Source organism: Andreprevotia lacus DSM 23236, from assembly GCF_900176275.1.
GTDB classification, from domain to species: domain Bacteria; phylum Pseudomonadota; class Gammaproteobacteria; order Burkholderiales; family Chitinibacteraceae; genus Andreprevotia; species Andreprevotia lacus.
This window is the reverse complement of the sequence record NZ_FWXD01000021.1, coordinates 50,961-74,049: the sequence shown is the minus strand read 5'-3', so window position 1 is coordinate 74,049 and position 23,089 is coordinate 50,961. Positions and strand designations below refer to the sequence as shown.

Sequence of the window (23,089 nt, the reverse complement as noted above, 5' to 3'; positions counted from 1 at the left end):
GCACCAAGTCCAGTTGGCGGACGACATCCCAGATGGGCAGATTACGAAACAGGGCAAGGCCGATGACGAGCCAGACCACATGTTCAGCTGGCAGCTTGCGCCTGCGGATTGAGGCTTTACCGGACGATGAGAGGGCTTGTTCGATCCAGTCGGGGTCGATCAGCGTACTGAGTCGATCCAGATTGGTGGGGATCCGGCTCAGGGTATGTGCGAGTTCGTGGTGCAGGGGGGTCATGTAAAAAGAGGACGTGAATCACGTCCTCTTTTTAACTCAATACCAGCGGCTAGCGCTTAACTGACTGGCATTAGGCCATGGCCGGGTTTTTCTTGAAGCCTGACGATCTGCCTGGACTCAGTGCTTGCCGGTGCTGCCAAAACCACCTTCGCCGCGCTCGCTCTCCGAGAACTCGTTCACCAGGTTGAACGTCACCTGCACCACCGGCACGATGATGAGCTGGGCAATGCGCTCCATCGGCTGGATAGTAAAGGCCGCGTTGCCACGGTTCCACACCGATACGAAAATCTGCCCCTGATAGTCCGAGTCGATCAGACCGACCAGATTGCCCAGCACAATGCCATGCTTGTGGCCCAGGCCCGAGCGCGGCAGGATCATCGCCGCCAGCCCGGCGTTGTCCAGGTGGATGGCAATGCCGGTCGGCACCAGTACCGTGGCGCCCGGCGCCAGCTCCAGCGTGCCATCCAGACAGGCACGCAGATCCAGCCCGGCAGCGCCCGGCGTGGCGTATTCGGGCAGGTTGTCTTTCAGGCGGTCGTCGAGAATCTTGACGTCGAGTTGGGTCATCGGGTCTTTCCGTGTACATAGAGTTGGGCCACGTGGCCGATCAGCTTGCGGGCCACATCGAGCTTGAGGCCACGCGGCAGGCGGTGCTCGCCGTTGTCATCCAGCAGGATGACTTCGTTGTCGTCCGCCCCCATGGCCTGCTGCACCAAGTTGGCGGCCAGCAGCGGCAAATGCTTGCGCTTGCGCTTGGCTTCGGCGTATTCGAGCAGGTTTTCCGATTCGGCAGCGAAGCCGACACAGAACGGCGGCTGCGGCCGTGTGGCAATGCGCGCGAGGATATCCGGATTGGGCGCCAGCTCCAAGGTCAGGATGTGCGCATCCTTCTTGATCTTCTGCTCGGACGGGTTGAGCACGTAGTAATCAGCTACTGCAGCCACGGCGATGAAGATATCGGCATCGTCCACTTCCTGCTCCACCGCAGTCAGCATCTCCTGCGCCGACAGCACGTTGATGCGGCGACAGCCCGGCGGCGTGGCCTGGGCAGTTTCACCTGCCACGATCACCACCTCGGCCCCGGCCTCCCACGCGGCACGCGCAATGGCAAAGCCCATCTTGCCCGAGCTGCTGTTGGTGATGCCGCGCACCGCGTCAATGCGCTCGAAAGTCGGCCCTGCGGTCAGCAGCACACGGCGCCCTGCCAGCGGCTTGGGCTGGAAGCTGGCCTCAAGGTGCTGCATCAGTTCCTCCGGCTCCAGCATGCGGCCCTCGCCCACTTCGCCGCAGGCTTGCTCGCCGGCCGCCGGGCCGAGAATGCTCACACCATCCGCGCGCAGCTGCGCGATATTGCGCTGGTTGGGCGGGTTGCCCCACATCTGCCGGTTCATCGCCGGTGCGATCAGTAGCGGGCAATCGCGCGCCGAAATCAGCGTAGACAACAAATCATCGGTCAGGCCGTGTGCGGTCTTGGCGATGATGTCGGCCGTGGCCGGCGCCACCAGCAAGGCATCGGCGCCACGCGTGAGCTGGATGTGCGCCATGCCGTTGGAGACATCCGGCGACCACAGCTGCGTATACACCGGGCGGTTGGACAGCGCCTGGAACGTGGCCGGGCCGACAAACTGCGCGCCGGCCTCGGTCAACACTACATCGACCAGCCAGCCGGCCTTCACCATCAACCGTACCAGCTCGGCCGACTTGTACGCAGCCACCCCACCGGTGACCCCCAATACGATCCGTCTTTGCTTCATTGCTAACCATCACTTATATCTGACTGGCACCGCCGGTCAGCATGACCGACTGGCCCGCCGCATATCGCGGCTACCATACCGAGAGTGTAAACCATGCCCATCACCGATTGGCCCGTAGACGAACGCCCGCGCGAGAAACTGCTGGCGCGCGGCGCAGCCACGCTGTCCGACGCCGAGCTACTGGCCATCTTCCTGCGTGTCGGCATTGCCGGCAGCAGTGCGGTCGATCTGGCGCGCACCTTGCTGCAGCGTTTTGGCAGCCTGAACGCGCTGTTTACCGCCCAACGGGCCGATTTCGCCGCCGTACCGGGCATGGGTGATGCCAAGTACGCCCAATTGCAAGCCGTGCTGGAAATGGCCCGCCGTGCGCTGGGCGAGGAACTCAGCCACGGCAACGCGCTCGACTCGCCCACTGCGGTGCGCAACTATCTGGCGCTGCAACTGCGCTCGCGGGGTCACGAGGTCTTCATGGCACTGTTTCTGGATACTGGCCACCGCCTGCTGCGCTGCGAGGAAATGGCGCGCGGCACGCTGAACGAAGCGCGTGTCTACCCGCGCGAGCTGGCGCGGCTGGCGTTGCAACTCAACGCCGCTGCTGTCATCGTTGCACACAACCATCCGTCGGGAAATGCCAAGGCATCTGCAGCCGACATTGCACTTACCCGGCAATTGAGTGATGCGTTAAACCTGCTGGAAATCAAGCTGTTGGACCATTTTCTTGTTGCAGAGCATCAGGTTATTTCTTTTGCAGAACAAGGGTTTATGCCGTAAGCAGCCCTAAAGTTTTTCGATACGCAGCCGATCTGGGTGAGGAACAAGCAGATGCCGGAGCGCGATCATGCGTATCACCGATTCCAGCGTCGCCTCACAGGCGACCCACAGCTACGCCAGCCAGCAACAAACCCAGCTCTCCATGCGCTATCAGGCGCCGAGCGCACCGCACCATCATCAGCATGATGCGGCACAGACCCGCCCCGAGGTGTCGATTTCTTCTGCCGGGCAAGAGCAGGCCGCGCATAAAACCGGCGACAAGGACAGCAAGCAACAGCTCAGCCCCTATATGTCGCTGGTGAAACAGCTGCTCGAATACATGCTGGGCCATGCCATCGATCTAGGGCAAACGGTGGACGGCAATGGCGCGTCGTCCGATGCCGGTAGTAACGGCAGCAGCGATACCCAGGCAGCACCACCGCCACAGCAGGATGGCGGCAGCGAAGGCGGTTTTGCGCTCGATTACAGCTACAGCTATCAGGAACAGGAAGCCGCGCAATACAGCACCAGCGGCGTAGTGAAGACGGCTGATGGCCGCGAAATCCAGTTCAACGCCGAATTGTCGATGTCGCGCAGCTATTCAGAGACCAGCAGCCTCAATATCGCCACCGGCAGCCTTGCCAAGCAGCAGAAAGACCCGCTCATCCTCAATTTCGGCGGCACAGCCGGGCAACTGTCCAGCCAGACCTTTGCCTTCGACATCGATAACGACGGCAAGCAGGACCAGATCAGCCAGCTTAAGCAGGGTGCAGCTTTCCTGGCGCTGGATCAGAACGGCAACGGCAAGATCGACAACGGCAGCGAGCTGTTCGGCACGCAAACCGGCAATGGCTTTGCCGAGCTGGCGCGCTACGACCAGGACGGCAATGGCTGGATCGACGAAGGCGATGCGGTATTCGGCCAGCTCAAATTGTGGCTCAAGGACGACAGCGGGCAAGACAAGTTGGTCAACCTCAAGAGCATGGGCGTGGGCGCCATTTACCTCGGTGCAGCCAAGGCGGACTTCAGCATCAACGACCAGCAAAACAACAATCTGGGCAAGGTGCGCGCTAGTGGCGTTTATCTGACAGAGGCCGGCGCGGTGGGCAGTCTGCAGCAGGTTGATCTAAGCGTCTGAATTCTTACAACATTTCCGCCACTGCGCATGTAGTGGCGGAAATGCAACAGTCAAATCCGGGAAAACCCGCATTTGACAGCCTTTCTTAGCCCTCCTCATGATCGTTTTCTATCATCGGGTAAGTCCTGTGGCTTTCGCATGCCTTTGCGAAGCGCCGTGGAGGCCCGTTGATTCAATTCAAACAGCACTAGGGGATAGCTCAAATGACCATCGCGCGTTACAGCCTGATCGCAGCTTCGCTGCTCACGCTCGCCGCTTGCGGCAAACAACAGGAACCGGCCGCACCGGAAGCAGCCAGCGCACCGGCCGCATCGGCCGCCGCCGCAGCACCGGCCAAGACCGAGGGTGGCGACACCGTCAAGATCGGCCACGCAGCACCGTTGACCGGCAACATCGCCCACCTGGGCAAGGACAACGAGTATGGCGTGAAGATGGCCATCGACGAAATCAACGATGCCGGCGGCGCCGACATCGGAGGCAAGAAGGTCAAGTTCGAGCTGGTGTCGGAAGATGACCAGGCCGACCCGAAGACGGCCACCACCGTCGCACAGCGCTTTGTGGACCAGAAGGTTGCCGGCGTGATCGGCCACCTGAACTCGGGCACCACCATCCCGGCCTCCAAGATTTACTCCGATGCCGGCATCCCGCAAATCTCGCCGTCGGCCACCGCCGTGGCCTACACCGCCCAAGGCTTCAAGACCGCCTTCCGCGTGATGGCCAACGACGCGCAGCAAGGCAAGGTGCTGGGTGACTACGCCGTCACCAAGCTGAAGGCGAAAAAGGTTGCCATCGTTGACGACCGCACCGCCTACGGCCAAGGCCTGGCTGATGAATTCGAAAAGGCCGCCAAGGCAGCCGGTGCCGAAGTCGTGAAGCGCGAATTCACCACCAACCAGGAAACCGACTTCAACGCCATTCTGACCAGCATCAAGGGCGCCAAGCCGGAACTGATTTTCTACGGCGGCATGGACGCACAAGCTGCCCCGCTGAAGAAGCAGGCCAAGAAGCTGGGCATCTCCGCCAAGGTAATGGGCGGCGACGGCACCCAGACCCCGGAACTGATCAAGCTGGCCGGTGCTGATGCCGAAGGCATGATCTCGTCCAGCCCTGGCCAGGACAAGGTGGCCATGCCGGGCGGCAAGGAGTTCCTCGACAAGTTCAAGGCCAAGTTCGGTACCGAAGTGCAGCTGTACGCACCGTACTGCTATGACGCCGTGAAGGTGATGGTTGAAGCCATGAAGAAAGCCGGCTCGACCGAACCGGCCAAGTACCTGCCGGAACTGGCCAAGATCGAACTGGACGGCGTGACCGGCCACATCTCCTTCGACGAGAAGGGTGACATCAAGAACGGCGCCATCACCATTTACCAGGTGAAGGGCGGCAAGTGGGAAGTACTGGAAGTCGTCGGCGGCAAGTAAGCCTGCGGTTTTCTCTCTGAACCTGTTTGCGATCAGGCCCCGCAGCCTGATCGCGGGCAGGTTCGCAAACGTTGCCCGGGCAATAGCCGGCCCGGACGGCGAGACTGTGGTTGCGCACAGCCGATTGCACGGCGCCCTGCGGGGCGCCGTTTTCATTGCCGCCCGTCGGCAGCTGTTGTCGCACCGCAACACTTGGCCGGCCAGGCTGCACGGGCGGTGCCGCCGACCTGCTCAACCGCTGTTTGCCGGCCCGCCAGGCATGATTTCCCGCTACCTCAAGCACATACGTTTGTTTTGTCTACCCATCTGCAGCAAGCCCCGCACGCGCCCGCCTTGCAAAGCCGTAGCGGGTAACCGCCTGCAACGGCCAAATAAGGCTTAACCCCATAGGGGAAACACGCAAGTAGGCGGGTTAGGCCGGCAGATGTAAGTTTCGCCCGCTAAACTGTAACGGTTGGTTTGAATCGCAACTGCATACAGATGACCATCGCCCCACGGCCCGGGCATGACCTGACCGGGCCGCAAGACGGTCGCAACCAATACCCACACCGAGGATGGAGCCACGTGGATATCTTTTTGCAGCAACTCATTAACGGCCTCACCATCGGCAGCATTTATGCGCTGATCGCACTGGGCTACACGATGGTGTATGGCATCATGCAACTCATCAACTTTGCCCATGGCGAAGTGGTGATGATCGGCGCCATGGTCACCATCACCTTCATCAACCTGCTGGTGGGGATGGGCGTGCACCTGCCCGGCCCGCTACTGCTGCTGGCCGGCCTGATGATGGCCATCCCGGTATCGATGCTGGTGGGCTATGCGATTGAACGCGTGGCGTATCGCCCGCTGCGCCGCGCACCGCGCCTGGCGCCGCTGATCACCGCCATTGGCCTGTCCATCGTGCTGCAACAGCTGGCCAGCCTGATCTGGGGCCGCAGCTTCCGCCCCTTCCCGGCCATCCTTGAAACCAATGTGCACGATTTCTTCGGCGCCTCGATCACCAGCCTGCAGATTGCCAGCATGCTGATCACCATCGCGCTGCTGGCCGGCCTGTTCTTCCTGGTCGAGCGTACCAAGCTGGGCCGCGCCATGCGCGCCACCTCACAGAACCCCGATGTGGCCGGCCTGATGGGCGTCAACATCAACACCATCATTTCCACCACCTTCATGATCGGCTCGGCGCTGGGCGCAGTAGCCGGCGTGATGGTGGCGGCCAACTACGACCAGGCACACCCCTATATGGGCGCGCTGATCGGCCTGAAGGCGTTCACCGCCGCAGTGCTGGGCGGCATCGGCAACCTCGCTGGCGCGGTCGTCGGCGGCTTCCTGCTGGGCTTTATCGAGAGCATGGGCTCGGGCTACCTGGGCACCTGGACCGACGGCGCCTTCGGCAGCAACTACAAGGACATTTTCGCCTTCATCGTGTTGATCGCGGTGCTGGTATTCCGCCCGAGCGGCCTGCTCGGCGAACGTGTGGCCGATCGCGCCTGAGCCACAGGGAGAACACAACAATGGCTTTTGATTTCCTGAAAACCCGCCAGCAGCGCCTGTTCGCGATCCTCACGTTCGCCCTGCTGCTGGCCGTGCTGCCCTGGGTGCTGTCCGGTGGCTTCGAAAATGGCAAATCGTGGTTGCGCGCGGTCGACTTTGCGCTGCTCTACATCATGCTGGCGCTGGGCCTCAACATCGTGGTCGGCTACGCCGGCCTGCTCGACCTCGGCTACATCGCCTTCTACGCCGTCGGCGCCTACCTGTATTCCTTTCTGAACTCGCCGCATCTGGCAGCCGTACTGCCGGCCTGGATGATGTATCCGCCGCTGCTGGTCATGCTGTTGCTGGCCGCCGTGGTGGCCGGCATGTTCGGCGTGCTGCTCGGCTCGCCCACGCTCAAGCTGCGCGGCGACTACCTCGCCATCGTGACCCTGGGCTTTGGCGAAATCGTGCGTATCTTCATGAACAATCTGGATCGCCCGATCAACATCACCAACGGCCCGCAAGGCATCAACGGCATTGCCAAGGTGCACCTGTTCGGCCTCGACTTCGGCAAGCCCATCCAGTGGCTGGGCCTGACCTTCGAGGTCGTGCATGCCTACTACTATCTGATCCTCGCCTTCTGCGCACTGATCATTTTCGTGACCCTGCGCCTGCAGCATTCGCGCATCGGCCGCGCCTGGGTTGCCATCCGCGAGGACGAAATCGCCGCCAGCGCCATGGGCATCAATACCCGCAACATCAAGCTGCTGGCCTTTGCCATGGGCGCCAGCTTCGGTGGCGTCTCCGGTGCGCTGTTTGCCAGCTTCCAGGGTTTTGTCTCGCCGGAGTCCTTCGTACTGATGGAATCGGTCATGGTGCTGTGCATGGTAGTACTGGGTGGCATGGGCCACATCCCGGGTGTGATTCTGGGTGCCATCATCGTGTCGATCACGCCGGAAATCCTGCGTGACATCATCAACCCGGTGCAGAACGCCCTGTTCGGCAAACGCGTACTGGATCCGGAAAACCTGCGCATGCTGATTTTCGGCCTGGCCATGATCATCATCATGCTGCTGCGCCCCGAGGGTCTGTGGCCATCCAAGCGCCGCAAAGCCGAATTCCATGAACACGACAAGGAGGCCGCAGCATGAGCGCCGCTGAAACCCTCCTGAGCATTCAGGGCATCCACAAGCGCTTTGGCGGGCTGCATGCGTTGAACGACGTCACGCTGTCGATCAACAAGGGCGAAATCTATGGCCTGATCGGCCCGAACGGCGCAGGCAAGACCACGCTGTTCAACGTGTTGACCGGCCTTTATCTGCCCGACGAAGGCAAGTTCACCTTCAACGGCAAGAACCTGTTCCGCCAGAAGCCCTATGTGGTGGTGGATTCGGGCATTGCCCGTACCTTCCAGAACATCCGCCTGTTTGCCAACATGACCGCGCTGGAAAACGTCATGGTCGGCCAGCATGTGCGCACTCGTTCCGGCGTGCTGGGCGCGGTGCTGCGCAGCCCGGCCGCCAAGGCCGAAGAAGCCGCGATCAAGGCTCGCGCCGAGGAATTGCTCGATTATGTCGGCATCGGCAAGCGCAAGCAGGAGCTGGCGCGCAATCTGTCCTACGGTGATCAGCGCCGGCTGGAAATTGCCCGCGCCCTGGCCACCCGCCCCACCTTGCTGGCGCTGGATGAACCGGCAGCCGGCATGAACCCGAACGAAACCGCAGCACTGAAAACGCTGATGGAGAAAATCCGTGGCGATGGCGTCACCATCCTGCTGATCGAGCACGATGTGAAGCTGATGATGGGCCTGTGCGACCGCATTGCCGTGCTCGACTATGGCAAGAAAATCGCCGAGGGTGTCCCGGCTGTCGTCAAGAACGATCCGCGCGTGATCGAAGCGTATCTCGGAGTGGCCAGCGAATGAGCCAAGCATTGCTGCAAATCAAGAACCTGAAAGTGGCCTACGGTGGCATTCATGCCGTCAAGGGTATCGATCTGGAAATCCAGCCTGGTGAACTGGTGGCACTGATCGGCGCCAACGGCGCCGGTAAATCCACCACCCTGAAAACGCTGGTCGGCATGGTCAAGCCGGCCGAGGGCGAAATCCTGTTCAAGGGTGCCGCCACCAACAAGCTGCCGGTGTATGACTATGTGCGCGAAGGCATGGTGCTGGTGCCGGAAGGTCGTGGCATCTTCAGCCGCCTGACCGTGGAAGAAAACCTGCAGATGGGCGCCTATGTGCGCAATGACAAGGCCGAAATTGCCGCCGATATCGAACGCGTGTTCGGCCTGTTCCCACGCCTGAAAGAACGCCACAAGCAACTGGCTGGCACGCTGTCAGGCGGCGAGCAGCAAATGGTGGCCATCGGCCGCGCCATGATGAGCCGCCCCAAGCTGCTGCTGCTGGATGAGCCGTCGATGGGTCTGGCACCGATCATCGTGCAGAAGATTTTCGAGATCATCCGCATGATCGCTGCCGAGGGGGTCACCATGCTGCTGGTGGAGCAGAATGCCAAGCTGGCACTACAAACCGCCAACCGTGGCTATGTGATGGAATCGGGCAAGATCACGCTGGCCGACAGCGCCGAGAATTTGCTGGCCAACGAAGCCATCCAGAAGGCCTACCTGGGCGAGTAAAGCCGTCCAGACAACCCCAAAAAGAGCCGCATTGCGGCTCTTTTTTGCTTCGGGCCGCGGGTGCACACGGGTTGTCGCACGCGGCACACCTGCACGCCAAGCCCTTCGCACCAAGGCTTGAATCGTCATACAATCACCCGCTTGCGCACTGCGCATCAAATAACAAAATGCTTGAGGAGATGATCATGAATCGCTTGGCCCTGCCCTTGATGGCACTTGCTTTGGCGCTCGCCCTGACCGGCTGCGACGAGCCCCCTGCCCCGGCCAAACCCGCACAGCCGGTGGTGGAAGTCGGCAACCCCATCCTGAACCTGCCACGCGACCAGTTCAAAACCGTGCTGGGCGATTGTGGCGATGCGCTCTACGCTGGCAAATCGGCCGACGAAGCCACGCGTACACGCTGCTATGGCGAAATCCGTGGCCGCCTGAAATCGGCCAATCAGCCCGAGGCCAGCGATGCCCAGCTGGGCAGCCCGGTCATCAGCGAGCGCTGGAAGTTCGAAACCGCCAAGGTAGACGCCTCGCAGGCATCACAAGCCAGGTAATTCTGCGCTCGTCCCAACAAAAAACCCCGCTTGAGCGGGGTTTTTTGTTGGTCAGCAGAGAGCGATCAGTTGACCTTGGCGTTCTTGGCCAGGTCTTCCACGTACTTCTGGATCTTCTCGCCTTGCACGCCGCGCTGAATCTCGCCCTTGGCTTCTTCAAACGACGGGAACTTGCCTTCGCGCACGTCTTCCAGCTTGATGATGTGCCAGCCAAACTGGGTCTTCACCGGCTCGGAGATTTTGCCCTTGCTCAGGCTGGTCAGCGCCTTGGAGAATTCCGGCACGAAACCGTTCGGGTTCGCCCAGCCCAGATCGCCACCATTCTTGCCGCTGCCCGGGTCTTGCGACTTGGCCTTGGCCAGGTCATCAAACTTCTTGCCCTTCTTCAGGTCGGCCAGGATGGCATCAGCCTCTTCCTTGGTCTTCACCAGGATGTGGCGAGCCTTGTATTCCTTGCCGCCTTGCGCGTCCTTGACCTTGTCATACTCTTTCTTCAGGTCAGCGTCGGCAACCGGGTTGGCCTTCACGTAGTCCTTGATCAGGGCGTTGGCAAGGATCTGTTGACGAGCTGCGTCCAGTGCCTGTTGCACGTCGGCGTTCTTGTCCAGACCCTTCTTTTGCGCTTCCTGGGCCAGTACTTCACCGCGAATCAGCGCTTCCTTGATCTTGGCGCGCAGTTCCGGGCTGTCCTTCTGGCCGCGCTCGGTTTCCTGCTTCACATAGAAGTCAACCTTGGCATCGGAAATGCCAACGCCGTTGACGGTGGCCACGTTGCCGGCCATGACAGCGGCTGCGCTGAGCGAGAGAATCAGCGCAAGACTTTTGGGATAACGCATTGAATCGTTCCTTTGTTTGGTAAACACGCGTGAATGGTTCAAAGTTCGCCGGGGGCATATGCTTTCACGCTCAGCGCATGCACCCGGTCTGGAATCAGGTCGCCCAGCACACCGTACACGGTACGGTGGCGCTGCAGCGCGTTTTGTCCGGCAAAGACAGCAGCCACGATCACCAGATCATAATGACCACCACCCCGATTGCCGGCGTGGCCGGCATGGGCAGCGCTATCGTCATACAACTCGACCGAATCGGGTGAGAGTGCAGCCAACCGCTGTCTGATTTCGTCTTCCAAGCGCATCAGGGTAACACGTGCTTGAACGGCTTGACGACGACATCGGTGTACACGCCGGCACTGCGATATGGATCAGCCTCGGCCCACGCCTGCGCGGCATCCAGCGAAGCAAACTCGGCCACGATCAGGCTGCCCGAGAAACCGGCCGGGCCGGGGTCCACGCTGTCGATGGACGGAAACGGGCCAGCCAGCACCAGACGGCCCTCAAGCTTCAGTTGCTCCAGCCGCGCCAGATGAGCCGGGCGGTTGGCCAGCCGGTCTTGCAGGCTGTCTGCGCGGTCGGTACCGATGATGACGTAAAGCGGCATGTTATTCCTTGGTTTGGCCGGGCAGCTCTTGCACGTGCCGCGCCAGGTAAATGCTTTGCGCAATCGCAAATGCAAAGATCAGCCCGGTGGTGCCATAGGCCTTGAAATTGACCCACTGCGCCTCGGTAAAGCGCAGCGCCACAAACAGGTTGAGCACGCCCAGCAGCAGAAAAAACGTTGCCCAGGCCCAATTGAGCCGGGTCCAGATCAAATCGGGCATGGCGAGCTGTTTTTCAAGCATCAGCTTGATCAGGTTCTTGCCGCGCAGCAGCCACGAACCGCCCAGCACGATGGCAAACAGCCAGTAAACGGCGGTCGGCTTGAACTTGATGAACAGTGGATTGTGCAGATAGAGCGTCAGCGCACCCAGCACCAGAATCATGCCAGAGCTGATCAGCAGCATGGTCTCGACCTTGCGGTGACGCAGATAGACGAAACCCACCTGCAGCGCAGCAGTCACCATCGCCACCTCGGTAGCAATGTAGATATCTTTGGTAATCAGGTAGGCGCCGAAAAACAGCAGGACAGCGAGCAGATCGAACAGGAACTTCATGGCAGCACGTTAGCTGAAGATGGCGCATTATGCGGCGGCTGTACCGGTGAAACAAGCGGCCTGCGGGTGAATTTGCCCACGGCGGGCAAAAAAACGCCGCATGGGGTCATGCGGCGCTGAAGTTCACTGGAGCTACACGCAGCAGATGCTTGCGTGAGAGTGATTCTGCGCCATCGCCATCCGGGCCGACTTGACCGGGATCAACAATGCGCGCAGCGAGCGCGGAAATGACAACGGGGCCGGATAAACCGGCCCCGTTGCGGGTATTGGGGTGGCGAGCCTGACCCCCGGCACTGGCATCAAATGCTGTGGCTGCTTCCTTCCGGACCTGACCAGGTTCACATTCTATCCATGCGGGGAGACCCGCCATCGAAGAAGCGGGACTATATCACAAAGGAGATATTTCCGCCGCGGTGATTATCGCAATTGCGATATCTCGCCCCGCTCGCCGAGCAGATCGCGTTCAAACAAAGCCCGCCGGGCCGGCAAATCCAGCCCCTGCCCGGCTAGCCAGTACAGTTTGGCGAGCGCCGCTTCGGGCGTCATGTCCGCACCGTCCCACACGCCCAGCGCCGCCAGCGCGCTACCGGCCGCATACTGGCCCGGCGTGGTTCGCCCTTGCGGGCACAGGCTCAGGTTGACCAAGGGAACGCGGCCAGCGCACCGCGCCAGCGCGGCCAGCAGAACCGGGGGGTCTGGCAGATTGCCGGCGCCAAAGCTCTGCAACACCACGCCATCCAGCAGATCAGGCTGCAGCAAGCCGGCCAGCGCTGCGGGCGTATGCCCGGGTGCCAGCGCCAGTTGCACGATACGGGCATAGTCGGCAACGGGCTGGAAGCGGAATGCCGGCGCAATATCACCGCCCGGCGTTGATGACTGCCGCGTGAGCTGCCAGCGTTCCGCTTGCGGGTCGAAGCGCCCCAGTGCCGGCGCATTCGGGCTGGCAAACGCTGCGGCTGCCTCACAATCCACCTTGCGCACGCGGCAGCCGCGATAGGCGACACCGGCAAACACCACCGCTACCTCCTGCATCCGCCCGTCCTGCGCCAGCGCCAGTGCAGCCGCCACATTGCCCGGCGCGTCACTGCCATCGACCTCCCACGGCAGCATGGCCCCGGTCAGCACCACTGGTTTGCCCAAGCCCTGCAGCATGAAAGACAGGGCCGATGCGGTCCACGCCAGCGTATCGGTGCCGTGCAACACCACAAAGCCGTCAAATTGATCGGCATGCGCTGCAATATCGCTGCCGATACGATTCCAATCGGCCGGCCCCATGGCACTGGAATCGAGCAGCGGCGTGTACTCGCGCACCGTCAGGCCCGGATAATGCTCGGCCAGCAACCCGCTCAGCCAGGCTGGCGCCGGTGCCAGCCCTTGCGGGCCGGCGCGCATGCCCAGCGTGCCGCCGGTGTAAATCACAAGCAAGGACATTGCTGCCTCCGTTACAATTGCGTTTTGCCTACGCAAACTGCAGTTCATTCAATGACTATTGTCGATAATCGCAAAGCCTTTCACGACTACTTCATCGAGGATCGCCTTGAGGCGGGCCTGATGCTGGAAGGCTGGGAAGTGAAGTCGATCCGCGCCGGCCGCGTGCAGCTCAAGGAATCGTATGTGGTATTCCTCAAGGGTGATTTCTGGCTGGTAGGCTCGCACATCTCGCCGCTCGCCAGCACGTCCACCCACGTCTATGCCGACCCCACGCGCAACCGCAAATTGCTGATGCACGAGCGTGAAATCGAGAAATGGTCGATCAAGGTCGACCGCCTGGGTTACACCGTGGCCGCACTCAATATGCATTTCACCCGTGGCCGCATCAAGCTGGAAATCGGCCTTGCCAAGGGCAAGAAGGTGCATGACAAGCGCGAGAGCGAGAAAGACCGCGAATGGCATCGCGAGAAACAACGCCTGGCGCGCGAGCACAACAAGCGCGGCTGATGCCACGCCTGAGTTACGCGCGATGAAAAAGGGGCCAGCGGCCCCTTTTTTACTTCGCAGCGCTGAGCCGCCAACAAAGCCCAACGCAGCGGTGCTGGCAAGGCGCGCGAAACGCAGACAGTACCAGTCGTGCGGCAAGTGAGCGCAACGCAGCCAGCAGGGTTTTGTTCGCGGATCTTACTTCAGGTGGCTACTGATCAGTTGCAGCATCTGGCCGAACACGCGCGGCGTACCGCACAGCACATCGCCCGATTCCAGATACTTTTCTTCGCCCTTCAGGTCGGTAACCAGACCGCCCGCTTCCTGCACCAGCAGTGTGCCGGCAGCGATATCGACCAGCTTGAGGTCGAATTCAAAGAAGCCATCAAAGCGACCGCAGGCCACATAGGCCAGATCCAGCGCGGCAGCGCCCGGGCGGCGCACGCCGGCGGCCTTCTGCGCCATGTCGCGGAAGATGTTCAGGTAGACGTCGAGGTTGTTGAAGTTGGTGTACGGGAAACCGGTACCGATCAGCGCCTCGGACAGCTCGCGTGCCTTGGAGACACGGATGCGGCGGTCATTCAGGAAGGCGCCCACGCCACGGGTGGCGGTAAACAGATCGTTGCGGTTCGGGTCGTAGACCACGGCCTGGGTAATCACGCCCTTGTGTTCGAGCGCAATCGAAATGGCGTATTGCGGAAAACCGTGCAGGAAGTTGGTGGTGCCATCAAGCGGATCGATGATCCAGGTGTATTCGGAATTGCCGCGATTGCCCGATTCCTCGGCGTGGATCGCATGCGAGGGATACGCTTCGAGGATGGTTTCGATGATGGCCTGCTCGGCAGCGCGGTCGACTTCGGAAACGAAATCGTTGTGGCCTTTCTTCTCGGCGGTGATCACGTCCAGATTGTTGGACGCGCGCTGGATGACGGAGGCGGCGCGGCGGGCGGCACGTACGGCCGTATTGAGCATCGGATGCATGGCGGTTTTCCTGTTATGAGCGAAGCTGAAACAACAAAACCGCCCACACCGTCATGGACGGGTGGTCTACAAAAACGATGCAGCGGTGTCGCGGGCGGGGTCTGGCGTAAAACCCTGGCCCGTTCAGCTTCTAAAGATCGAGATCAAATCAACTGGCCGCCATTCTACCGGGGTATTGCCGGTTTGGCAGCAACCGGCTGCAGTTTCGTCACCCGGGCAGGCAGGCGGCAACGATGCCGGGTAAAATGACGACTTTGTTTCCGCCCTGCCCACCCATGTCCAGCCCCACCGATTGCCTCCACAACATCCGCGTCGTGCTCTCGCACACCAGCCATCCCGGCAATATCGGCTCAACCGCAAGGGCAATGAAAACCATGGGGCTGTCCAGGCTGTATCTGGTCAACCCCAAGGAGTTTCCATCCGAGGTGGCGACCTCGCTGGCCAGCAGCGCCAACGATGTGCTGGAGAATGCCGTGGTAGTCGATAGCGTCGAAAAAGCGCTGGCCGGCACCACCTTGCAGGTGGCGATGACGGCGCGTCGGCGCGAGCTGGTGCAACCATTGCATACGCCGCGCCAATTGGTGCCGGAGCTGCTGGGCGAAGCACAGCAAGGCGGCGAAATCGCCCTGTTGTTCGGCGCGGAAACCAGCGGGCTGACCATTGATGAAGTGCAGCAATGCAACCGGCTGGTCACCATCCCCACCAATCCGGATTATTCCAGCCTGAATCTGGCACAGGCGGTGCAGGTGCTCACTTATGAGCTGCGCGCCAGCCTGCTCGATGATGTGAGCTATCTGGAAGAAAAGCGCGAGCTGGCCGATCACGATTACGTCGAGCGCTTTCTGGTGCACCTGGAAGAAACGCTGATCCGGATCAACTTTCTCAAACCGCACGCGCCCAAGCGGCTGATGCCGCGTCTGCGCCGGCTGTTTTTGCGCGCGCAGCTGGAGCGGGAGGAAGTGGATATCTTGCGTGGGGTTTGTCGCGCAGCGGTCGAGTTCGACCGCAAGCCGCTGCCAGGGGAAGATCAGCGCAGCTGATCAAGCAGCACCGGTAATACCGCCCGCATCAAGCAAATTTCGCCACCAGCCGTACAACCGTGTTCCACGCCCGCGTGGTCGCCGGCAGGCCGAACTGCTTTTCAATGAAGGCATTCGGGCTGCCGGGGCTGGCGCCGAACTGGCGCGCCAGCGTCAATGCCTCGCCTGCGGTATAGCGCAGTACTTCCACATCACCCTTGGCATTGCGGTGCGGCGTATCGGCACCGATCAGCACCTGCGGTGACATGAAGGTGGCATAGCAGTCGTAGACCGTGGCGCGATCAACGTCTGCAAACGGATCGCTGGCAACCAGCCGGGCGAGATATGGCAGATCACGCACCAGTGCTGGCTCGCGCAGGCCGCAAACGGCGACCAGCCGTGCAATCGCCCGTTCAACCAAGGCCTGCGCATCAGTCGCATCGGCGGCCTCGAAGACCATGGTGCCGTTGGTCAGGAAGGAGGCAGCAAAGTCGCTGCCAGCATCGTGGAATGCGGCCTCAAACTGGGTCCGGTTCGGGGCGTGTGTCCGGCCAAGGTTTAGATTGCGGAAGAACGCCGCATGCCTCATGTTTGCGACCCAGCCATGGCGTGATGCACCTGTCGACGGCGCCAGAGCTGCACGCCCAAATAAGCCACCACCAACAGGTTGCCAAGCAGGATCAATACGCTGCTCCAGTGCGGATGCACCAACAGGTGATGGATTTCAAACGGCAGATAGAGCGCCCCCGACAGCGCGCCCAGCCACTCGGCCCAGGCCAGGTCGAACCACAGTCCATAAGCCTCGGCCAGCCGGATCGATACATAGCCGGCCGCCAGCCCGATCAAGGCATAAGGATTGGTCTGGTTCAGCACATCGGCGTAGTGCAACAGCATCATCGGATGCTGCCCCGCTGGATTGAGCTTGAACCAGCCAATCACCTCCAGTGCCACATGGCGCAGATCGTGATGCAACAGACTGAGCAGGCCAATGGCGCCAGCCAGCGCCAGAACGCCCTTTACCGCCTCGAAAATCGCAATCGCCCGCAGTGTGCGCCGCCGCCGCGAGGGCATGGCGCGCATTTCCTCGGCATGGCGGGCATTGAATTCTGCTATCCGGGTCACGATGTCTCCTGCGGCCATCACGGCACACTCAGCACAATGCGGCCTGCCGGTTAAAAATCCATACCCGCCGTACAAATCAGCGGCTATTTCGCGCCGGTCTTGATCTGTCGCAAGCAGCGTCATGCCCCGGGCGGGCATGATGGCCTCATGTGCCATCCGGCACTGCCCGCGCCCCGGTGCGCCGCCTTGCGAGCCTATCATGCCCCAGCTACTGACCCCACCTGCCCTGGTTGACTACATCGACGACACGGCCCGCGCCAAGGCTGGGCTGAGCGCGCCGCGTCTTGTGGTGATGGCCTTTCTCGGTGGGGTCTATATCGCGGTAGGGGCGCTGCTGGCGCTGGTCATCGCAGGAGGGGCCGGCACCCTGGCGGCGCAGAACCCCGGCCTCGCCAAGCTGCTGTTCGGCGCGGTCTTTCCGGTCGGCTTCATTGCCGTGGTACTGACCGGCGCCGATCTGTTCACCTCCAACTGCGCCACGCAAATGGTGCCGTGGTTCAGGCGGCGCATCGCCGGGCGGGAGGTCTTGCGCGTGTGGGCGCTATCCTACGCCGGCAACTTGCTTGGCGCGCTGTTTACGGCGTATTGCTTTGCCCACCTCACCGGGCTGCTCGACGCCAGCCAGCCCGCAGCCGTTTTTGTGCAAAAGCTGGCGGCACACAAGCTGGATCAGCCCTTCATGGTGGTTTTCATGAAGGGCGTGCTGGCCAATATGCTGGTCTGCATCGCCGCCTGGCAGGGCTATTCGGCCAAGGACACACTGGGACGCATGGCGGGCATCTGGCTGCCAGTGATGGCCTTCGTCGCACTGGGCATGGAGCACAGTATCGCCAACCTGTTCTTCGTGCCTGCGGCCATGCTGGCCGGCCTTGATGTAACAACTGGCGACTTCATCATCCACAACCTCATTCCAGCCACCTTGGGCAATATTGTCGGCGGTGCAATCATGGTTGGCCTGCCGTATGCTTGGCTGTACAGCGCACCTGCAGCGGTGGCCACGGTTAACGTGGATCGCGCCACCAACCGGCAGGACAAGCAATTTGCACATCAACCAGAGACGCTGCGCGAAAGCAACCCTTTGCAGGAGGAGATTCTTGGGTGTGAATTTGATGGTGATTCTGGATCACGGGCTATCAGATGATGAGCTCCTGCGACTAGACGCACTGCTGAATAGAGACATCAGTGCGCCGCCCAGGCTTGCAATCAGCGATTTGCCCTCCCCACACAAGCAAGAGGCCACTGCGGAGATCACTTCTACAACCTGGACCTTTGCAGTTGGTGGCAATCGGAACGAGGGACTGCTGATCCTGCAGGGCGCAGATGAAGCACATCCGAATCTGGAATTAGACGCGTCAACAGCTGGCTGGCCTACTCTGTATTCACTTCACGCAAACCGTGGCGCCTTGATGATAGGTACGCCGGTTCGGCTTCAATGGGCTGCAGAGCGGCCGGCAGTGCATCGCCAGCTTCGACAGTGGCTGCTGCAGCTAGCTCCTCTTGCTCGCTCCACGACTGCGATCTATCTCGGCGACAATGCCACGCGAGCCTCTGGGGCAACTGAAATGATCTGGGAGGGTGAAAGCTACCAAACGGTATGCCAATACCTGAGTGAATATTGTGGACCACCGTGGATTACGTTCAGCAATCTGTCCCGCATTATCACCGAGGTTCAACGGCGGGCAGAGATTGAGGCTCTGCCGTCGCAAGGCCGTGCACGTGCGCTTGAGTATGAATCTCGTTGGCGTACGAACTATCCGCCGGAGATGGAATTTTCCAGTTGCGAAGGCTATTTCGTCGAGAGACTTATTCAGTAATTTGGTGTTGAGTATTCGCCACAAGCGTGCCGCATGTGGCCCATGCGCTTGACGCCATCGCCTCCGGCCCCCGACGATGGCACGATTCCCCTGTTGCCCCGCCACGGTATTGCCATGAAGCCCATCCTGACCGCCACCCTGCTTGCCCTCGCCTTCTGTAGCAGCGGCTATGCCCAGACCGCCAAGCCACCGGCGATCAAGGTGCAGTGCAAGACCACCAAGGGCGATCTCGACATCACCATCGAGCCGACCTGGGCGCCACTGGGTGCCGCGCGCTTCGCGCAGATGGTCGATGACGGATTCTTCAAGGATGTGCCGCTGTTCCGCTGTGTGAACGGCTTCCTGTGCCAGTTCGGCACCGTACCGCCGAGCAAGGACGCCAAGAGCTACGTGCCGCTGGCCGACGACCCGCTGCAGCCGGCACGGCGCAGCTTCAAGCGCGGTTATATCAGCTTTGCCGGCAGTGGCCCCGGCAGTCGCACCAATCACCTGTTCTTCACACTGGGCGAAAAAGTCGATTCACTCGGCACCCAGCCGTGGGAAGCACCGATCGGCTATGTGAGCGGCCCGTCGCTGGACAAGGTCTTGGGCCAGTTCAACACCGGCTATGGCGACATGCCGCCTTGGGGCCACGGGCCGGACCCGCAGAAAATCGCTGCAGCCGATGGTGCAGCCTATCTGCAGAAAAACTTTCCGCAACTGGATTATCTGCGTAGCTGCAAACGCAAATAGCCTGCCGGTACCGGGCTGCGGCGGGTTGCTTGGCGACAAAAGCGGTCGTTGTCCCTGTCACGCAGCCGGGTGCAGTCCAAGGCGACTCCCACCCCACACAGCCCCCTGACCAAGCCAGCCACCGCGCCAGCCCAAAAAACCTTGATGATCAAGCAGGTAGCGGCATGCTGGGGTGGCTACCATCACGCGGGTACGCGTCCGGGATTGGTTTATCGCGGCACTCGACAGGCAACGCAATGGCCCGGCCGGCATGATACGGGCCGTTTGTCGCAAAAAGACAAATTTGTCCGCACTAAAACTATCCATTCCATCAGCATTTCCTTACAATCGCCCGCACAGCCCGCACCACCATAAAAACCGGGCGACAATACCAAACCAAGGAAGATGGACGAGATGAAGCATTATCTGAGCGTGGCCCTGCTGGCCACGGCGGCAAGCCATGCCTATGCCGCCTATCCCGCCTGGCAGGAAGGCAGCACCTACACCGCTGGGACGATCGTTTCCTATCTGGGTCACGACTACAAGTGCCAGGCAACACACACCGCCTACACCGGCGCGGGCTGGTATCCGAGCACCACGCCGACGCTGTGGCAGGATCTGGGCGCCAGCGCCGGCGCCACACCGGCCCCGACAGCAACGCCAAAGCCGACCGCCACACCAGCACCCACAGCAACACCGACTGCGACGCTTGCCCCTGCCGCTACGCCGACCCCCAAGCCAACAGCGACGCCTATACCCGCAGCAACCGCCACACCGCTGCCGACGGCAACACCGACCAGCGCGCCGACCGCGACCGCAACACCCGGCACCACCGGCTGCAGCGCGGCAGAATGGAATGCCGCGACCGCCTACCTGAGCGGCAGCAAGGTCAGCCGGAATGGACACACTTATCAGGCCAACTGGTGGACGCAGGGCAACGACCCGGCCACCAATTCAGGCCCTACCGGCAGCGGCAAACCGTGGACCGATCTGGGCGCCTGCTCGGCGACTACATCTGCGCCGACACCGACCGCGACCGTTGCCCCTAGCGCAACACCCAAGCCAACAGCCACGCCTGCGCCAACGGCAACACCACTACCCAGTGCTACGCCGACACCAGTAGCCACGGCAACGCCCAAGCCCACCGCAACACCCCAGCCGACAGCAACGCCTGCGCCGATGGCCACACCTACGCCTGCGGCAACCGCTACGCCCAAACCTACAGCCACCCCGGTGCCAACAGCGACACCGACCGCCACACCTGCACCGGCTGCGACGCCAGTCCCTACTGCAACACCGACACCGGCACCAAGCAGCGGTACGCTGTGGATCAACGAGGTCTCCAGCGACCCGAGCGGTACCGGCAGCTGGTTCGAAATCTACAACCCCACCGATGCAGCGGTATCGCTCAGCGGCGTGAATGCACGCGTGCGTACATCCAGCAGCAGCACGCCGAGCGACTTTGCGCTGAGCGGCAGCGTACCGGCCAAGGGCTTCATGGTGGTCGCAGCCAAATCGAGCAGCGGCACCGGCCAAGCCAATACCAGCCAGATTCAATACGTGACCGGCAGCAGCGGTGCGCCGTACTGGACCAGCAGCGCCGGTGCAATCGAGTTGACCCGCAACGGCCAGACCGTCGATTTCGTGCGCTTCGGCAGCAGCAGCGCCGCCCCGCTGACCACCGGCGCCTGGACCGGCAACAGCGCCAGCGCCATTCCGGCCGTCTATGGCAAGTCGCTGGTACGCTACTACACGCAAGCCAGCAACACGCACAGCGCGGCAGACTGGATCGTCGCACCGTTCTCGACCCCGGGTGGCCGCAACGACGTGCCAGCCGATGCGCGCGATGACGACGACGACGGCATTCCCGACACCGCCGAAGTAGCAGGCGGTACCTATGGCGGCCTCGATTTGTACAGCATCGGCGTGCGTGCCGGCCACCCGGACATCCTGATCCAGGTGGATTACATGCAAAGCACCGATGAAGGCATCAAGCCACAGCGCGAAGCGCTGCAGGCTGTGACGGCTGCGTTTGCCAAGCGCGGCTACGGCGTGTTCTTCGACGTGGGCAATCTGTACAGCAGCAGCTTCAGTCCGGCCGACTTCAACCTCGGTGGCGGCAAGCAGGTGACCTACGCCAGCTGCGTCGACCTCAGCCCGCCCAGCGGTTGTGTGGCATTGGCCGACTACAAGGCCAGCAGCATGGATATCCGCCGCCGGCAGATTTTCCACTACCTGCTGGTGGGCAGCAGCCGCAATGCCGATGGCAGCGCCGGTTCGTCCGGCGTGGCGGAAATCGGCGGCAATGACGTGCTTGTGGCCTTGGGAAAATGGGGCCTGAACAGCTCGACCAGCAGCAGCCGCTACAAGCTGATCAACTATCAGGCCGGCACCATCATGCACGAGCTGGGCCACAACCTTGGCCTGCGCCACGGCGGCAACGAGAACACCAACTACAAGCCCAACTACTACAGCATCATGAACTACCTGTATCAGTTACAGGGCCTGGGCAGTGATCCGACCTCGGAGAGCGCGATTCAGCGTTACTACTACAACAAGGGCTACCACAACCTGAGCAGTTGCGGCCTGGAAGGTGGTCCGTGCGGTGCCAGCTATCGCATCGACTACTCGGACGGCAGTGGCAAGGCGTTGAACGAAAATGCCCTGCTGGAGTCCGACCTGATCGGGCGTGGCGCGCAAAGCGGCGTGTATGCCGACTGGAACAACAGCCTTTCGCTGAACGCCGGCAGCTATGCGCTGGACCTGAATGCAGACAGCACTTTGGGTACGCTGAACGACTTCAATGATTGGGCCAACCTGCAGCTGAGCTTTGCCGATACGGCCTCCGGCTCGACCGGTGACAGCCAGTTGCGCAGCCTGCGTCAGTGGCGCAACAAGGGCGACATGAAGACGGTGCGTACGCGCTCCTTCATGCACGACAAGCACGAGGAATCGGATGAAGACGTACCGCACAAGCACTTCTTCGACGAACTGCGCCGCGATAACCCGCGTGCCCAGCAAGACGACTAAACGGCTTGGACTGGCGCTGCTGCTGACCGCAGCGCCGGTTTTTGCCGGGCCGCTGCAACTGGATGGCGACATCGCCAGCCCGTTCAGCGCCGCGCTCAGCTCGGCACAGTTGCAGGCTGGCAGCCTGCAACTGCAGGCAGAGGGACGCACCATCCACATTGCACCATGGGCAAGCGGCCCTGTGCCGGCCGGCAGTGTGATGACGCTGCAACGGCTGGATCACCCCGCCGGGCCGGCAACCCGGCTGGACATCAAGCAGAATGGCCGTCTCTGGGCCGCAGCCATCAAGGCAGCGAAACCCGAGATGCTGTTGCTGCCCGGCGTGCGCTTTGTCTGGCGCGATGGGGCAAAACTGGACGTCGGCAAGGGCCGGCTGCTGGCGCCGCTGGTCGCACAAGCGCTGCGATTGCCCGGCACCGCGCTCTGCGTGCAGCTGGTGGATGTACGCACACCGCGCCCTGCCAGCCCGGACGTAGCCGATGAAGACGTACCGCAAGCAGACTGGCTGATCGGGCAACTGCGGCACGGCCGTTGCCCGGTATCGCCTTAGGT

26 protein-coding genes and 1 other RNA gene are annotated in these 23,089 nt (G+C 61.6%); 15 read left to right on the top strand and 12 right to left on the bottom strand.

Features of this window, described 5'->3' with window-relative positions:
- From B9A19_RS23475 to coaBC, 3 genes are all read right to left on the bottom strand, one after another.
- Positions 1 to 235 (bottom strand): transposase domain-containing protein (locus B9A19_RS23475; protein ID WP_176216973.1); only part of this gene is annotated, 235 nt, incomplete at its 3' end.
- A 117-nt stretch (positions 236 to 352) separates the two neighbouring features.
- A complete protein-coding gene (gene dut, locus B9A19_RS16045) occupies positions 353 to 802 on the bottom strand; it encodes a dUTP diphosphatase (protein WP_084092038.1) in 450 nt (149 codons plus the stop codon).
- On the bottom strand, positions 799 to 1,989 hold the full coding sequence (coaBC, locus tag B9A19_RS16040; RefSeq protein ID WP_084092036.1) for a bifunctional phosphopantothenoylcysteine decarboxylase/phosphopantothenate--cysteine ligase CoaBC: 1,191 nt from the start codon (positions 1,987 to 1,989) through the stop codon (positions 799 to 801). Before coaBC ends, dut begins: the two co-directional genes overlap by 4 nt.
- A gap of 93 nt (positions 1,990 to 2,082) precedes the next feature.
- Between coaBC and radC the strand changes: the two genes are divergently transcribed.
- From radC to B9A19_RS16000, 8 genes are all read left to right on the top strand, one after another.
- A complete protein-coding gene (radC, locus tag B9A19_RS16035; RefSeq protein ID WP_084092034.1) occupies positions 2,083 to 2,760 on the top strand; it encodes a RadC family protein in 678 nt (225 codons plus the stop codon).
- Between the two features lie 67 nt (positions 2,761 to 2,827).
- Positions 2,828 to 3,877 carry an SPM autocatalytic domain-containing protein gene (locus B9A19_RS16030; protein WP_084092032.1) on the top strand — a complete coding sequence of 350 codons (1,050 nt, stop codon included), beginning with the start codon at positions 2,828 to 2,830 and terminating at the stop codon, positions 3,875 to 3,877.
- Positions 3,878 to 4,080: 203 nt separating this feature from the next.
- Positions 4,081 to 5,295 carry a branched-chain amino acid ABC transporter substrate-binding protein gene (locus B9A19_RS16025; protein ID WP_084092030.1) on the top strand — a complete coding sequence of 405 codons (1,215 nt, stop codon included), beginning with the start codon at positions 4,081 to 4,083 and terminating at the stop codon, positions 5,293 to 5,295.
- Between the two features lie 564 nt (positions 5,296 to 5,859).
- Positions 5,860 to 6,789, top strand: a complete 930-nt coding sequence (locus B9A19_RS16020; RefSeq protein ID WP_084092028.1) for a branched-chain amino acid ABC transporter permease — start codon at positions 5,860 to 5,862, stop codon at positions 6,787 to 6,789.
- 20 nt (positions 6,790 to 6,809) lie between these two features.
- Positions 6,810 to 7,922, top strand: a complete 1,113-nt coding sequence (locus tag B9A19_RS16015) for an ABC transporter permease subunit (protein ID WP_084092026.1) — start codon at positions 6,810 to 6,812, stop codon at positions 7,920 to 7,922.
- Entirely contained in the window at positions 7,919 to 8,695 is a 777-nt protein-coding gene (locus B9A19_RS16010) for an ABC transporter ATP-binding protein (RefSeq protein WP_084092024.1), read from the top strand. Before B9A19_RS16015 ends, B9A19_RS16010 begins: the two co-directional genes overlap by 4 nt.
- Complete coding sequence (locus B9A19_RS16005) at positions 8,692 to 9,408, top strand: ABC transporter ATP-binding protein (RefSeq protein WP_084092022.1); 717 nt, start codon at positions 8,692 to 8,694, stop codon at positions 9,406 to 9,408. The genes B9A19_RS16010 and B9A19_RS16005 overlap by 4 nt, the downstream gene beginning before the upstream one ends.
- Before the next feature lie 185 nt (positions 9,409 to 9,593).
- Entirely contained in the window at positions 9,594 to 9,953 is a 360-nt protein-coding gene (locus B9A19_RS16000; RefSeq protein ID WP_139798909.1) for a hypothetical protein, read from the top strand.
- A gap of 65 nt (positions 9,954 to 10,018) precedes the next feature.
- Here the strand turns inward: B9A19_RS16000 and B9A19_RS15995 are convergent, their stop codons facing one another.
- From B9A19_RS15995 to B9A19_RS15970, 6 genes are all read right to left on the bottom strand, one after another.
- Positions 10,019 to 10,789 carry a peptidylprolyl isomerase gene (locus tag B9A19_RS15995; protein WP_084092018.1) on the bottom strand — a complete coding sequence of 257 codons (771 nt, stop codon included), beginning with the start codon at positions 10,787 to 10,789 and terminating at the stop codon, positions 10,019 to 10,021.
- A gap of 38 nt (positions 10,790 to 10,827) precedes the next feature.
- Positions 10,828 to 11,088 (bottom strand): BolA family protein, encoded by a 261-nt coding sequence (locus B9A19_RS15990; RefSeq protein ID WP_084092016.1) that lies wholly within the window; start codon positions 11,086 to 11,088, stop codon positions 10,828 to 10,830.
- Positions 11,088 to 11,390, bottom strand: a complete 303-nt coding sequence (locus B9A19_RS15985; RefSeq protein WP_084092014.1) for a YciI family protein — start codon at positions 11,388 to 11,390, stop codon at positions 11,088 to 11,090. The genes B9A19_RS15990 and B9A19_RS15985 overlap by 1 nt, the downstream gene beginning before the upstream one ends.
- A gap of 1 nt (position 11,391) precedes the next feature.
- A complete protein-coding gene (locus B9A19_RS15980; RefSeq protein WP_084092012.1) occupies positions 11,392 to 11,943 on the bottom strand; it encodes a septation protein A in 552 nt (183 codons plus the stop codon).
- A 270-nt stretch (positions 11,944 to 12,213) separates the two neighbouring features.
- Positions 12,214 to 12,311: signal recognition particle sRNA small type (gene ffs, locus B9A19_RS15975), an RNA gene on the bottom strand.
- A 49-nt stretch (positions 12,312 to 12,360) separates the two neighbouring features.
- The gene (locus B9A19_RS15970) at positions 12,361 to 13,374 is read right to left on the bottom strand and encodes an asparaginase (RefSeq protein ID WP_176216972.1); all 1,014 of its coding nucleotides are present in this window, start codon (positions 13,372 to 13,374) and stop codon (positions 12,361 to 12,363) included.
- Positions 13,375 to 13,425: 51 nt separating this feature from the next.
- Here B9A19_RS15970 and smpB point away from each other — a divergent pair, with 51 nt between their 5' ends.
- On the top strand, positions 13,426 to 13,881 hold the full coding sequence (smpB, locus tag B9A19_RS15965) for an SsrA-binding protein SmpB (protein ID WP_084092008.1): 456 nt from the start codon (positions 13,426 to 13,428) through the stop codon (positions 13,879 to 13,881).
- Between the two features lie 177 nt (positions 13,882 to 14,058).
- On the opposite strand, the gene B9A19_RS15960 is transcribed toward smpB, so the two are convergent.
- The gene (locus tag B9A19_RS15960; RefSeq protein WP_084092006.1) at positions 14,059 to 14,841 is read right to left on the bottom strand and encodes an inositol monophosphatase family protein; all 783 of its coding nucleotides are present in this window, start codon (positions 14,839 to 14,841) and stop codon (positions 14,059 to 14,061) included.
- A gap of 275 nt (positions 14,842 to 15,116) precedes the next feature.
- Here B9A19_RS15960 and B9A19_RS15955 point away from each other — a divergent pair, with 275 nt between their 5' ends.
- Entirely contained in the window at positions 15,117 to 15,881 is a 765-nt protein-coding gene (locus B9A19_RS15955) for an RNA methyltransferase (protein WP_084092004.1), read from the top strand.
- 28 nt (positions 15,882 to 15,909) lie between these two features.
- Here B9A19_RS15955 and B9A19_RS15950 read toward each other — a convergent pair whose 3' ends face one another.
- Positions 15,910 to 16,449: a DUF1697 domain-containing protein gene (locus tag B9A19_RS15950; protein ID WP_084092002.1), complete on the bottom strand. Its 540-nt coding sequence runs from the start codon at positions 16,447 to 16,449 to the stop codon at positions 15,910 to 15,912.
- Positions 16,446 to 16,982, bottom strand: coding sequence for a DUF2127 domain-containing protein (locus B9A19_RS15945; protein ID WP_217807093.1), 537 nt, complete (start codon positions 16,980 to 16,982; stop codon positions 16,446 to 16,448). The genes B9A19_RS15950 and B9A19_RS15945 overlap by 4 nt, the downstream gene beginning before the upstream one ends.
- Positions 16,983 to 17,181: 199 nt before the next feature.
- On the opposite strand from B9A19_RS15945, the gene B9A19_RS15940 reads away from it, so the two are divergent.
- From B9A19_RS15940 to B9A19_RS15920, 5 genes are all read left to right on the top strand, one after another.
- Complete coding sequence (locus B9A19_RS15940) at positions 17,182 to 18,123, top strand: formate/nitrite transporter family protein (RefSeq protein ID WP_176216971.1); 942 nt, start codon at positions 17,182 to 17,184, stop codon at positions 18,121 to 18,123.
- A complete protein-coding gene (locus B9A19_RS15935; RefSeq protein WP_139798908.1) occupies positions 18,077 to 18,796 on the top strand; it encodes a hypothetical protein in 720 nt (239 codons plus the stop codon). The genes B9A19_RS15940 and B9A19_RS15935 overlap by 47 nt, the downstream gene beginning before the upstream one ends.
- Before the next feature lie 114 nt (positions 18,797 to 18,910).
- On the top strand, positions 18,911 to 19,528 hold the full coding sequence (locus B9A19_RS15930) for a peptidylprolyl isomerase (protein WP_176216970.1): 618 nt from the start codon (positions 18,911 to 18,913) through the stop codon (positions 19,526 to 19,528).
- A gap of 393 nt (positions 19,529 to 19,921) precedes the next feature.
- Complete coding sequence (locus B9A19_RS15925) at positions 19,922 to 22,537, top strand: carbohydrate-binding protein (RefSeq protein ID WP_139798907.1); 2,616 nt, start codon at positions 19,922 to 19,924, stop codon at positions 22,535 to 22,537.
- Positions 22,518 to 23,087 (top strand): hypothetical protein, encoded by a 570-nt coding sequence (locus tag B9A19_RS15920; protein ID WP_084091993.1) that lies wholly within the window; start codon positions 22,518 to 22,520, stop codon positions 23,085 to 23,087. The genes B9A19_RS15925 and B9A19_RS15920 overlap by 20 nt, the downstream gene beginning before the upstream one ends.
- Positions 23,088 to 23,089: the final 2 nt, after the last annotated feature.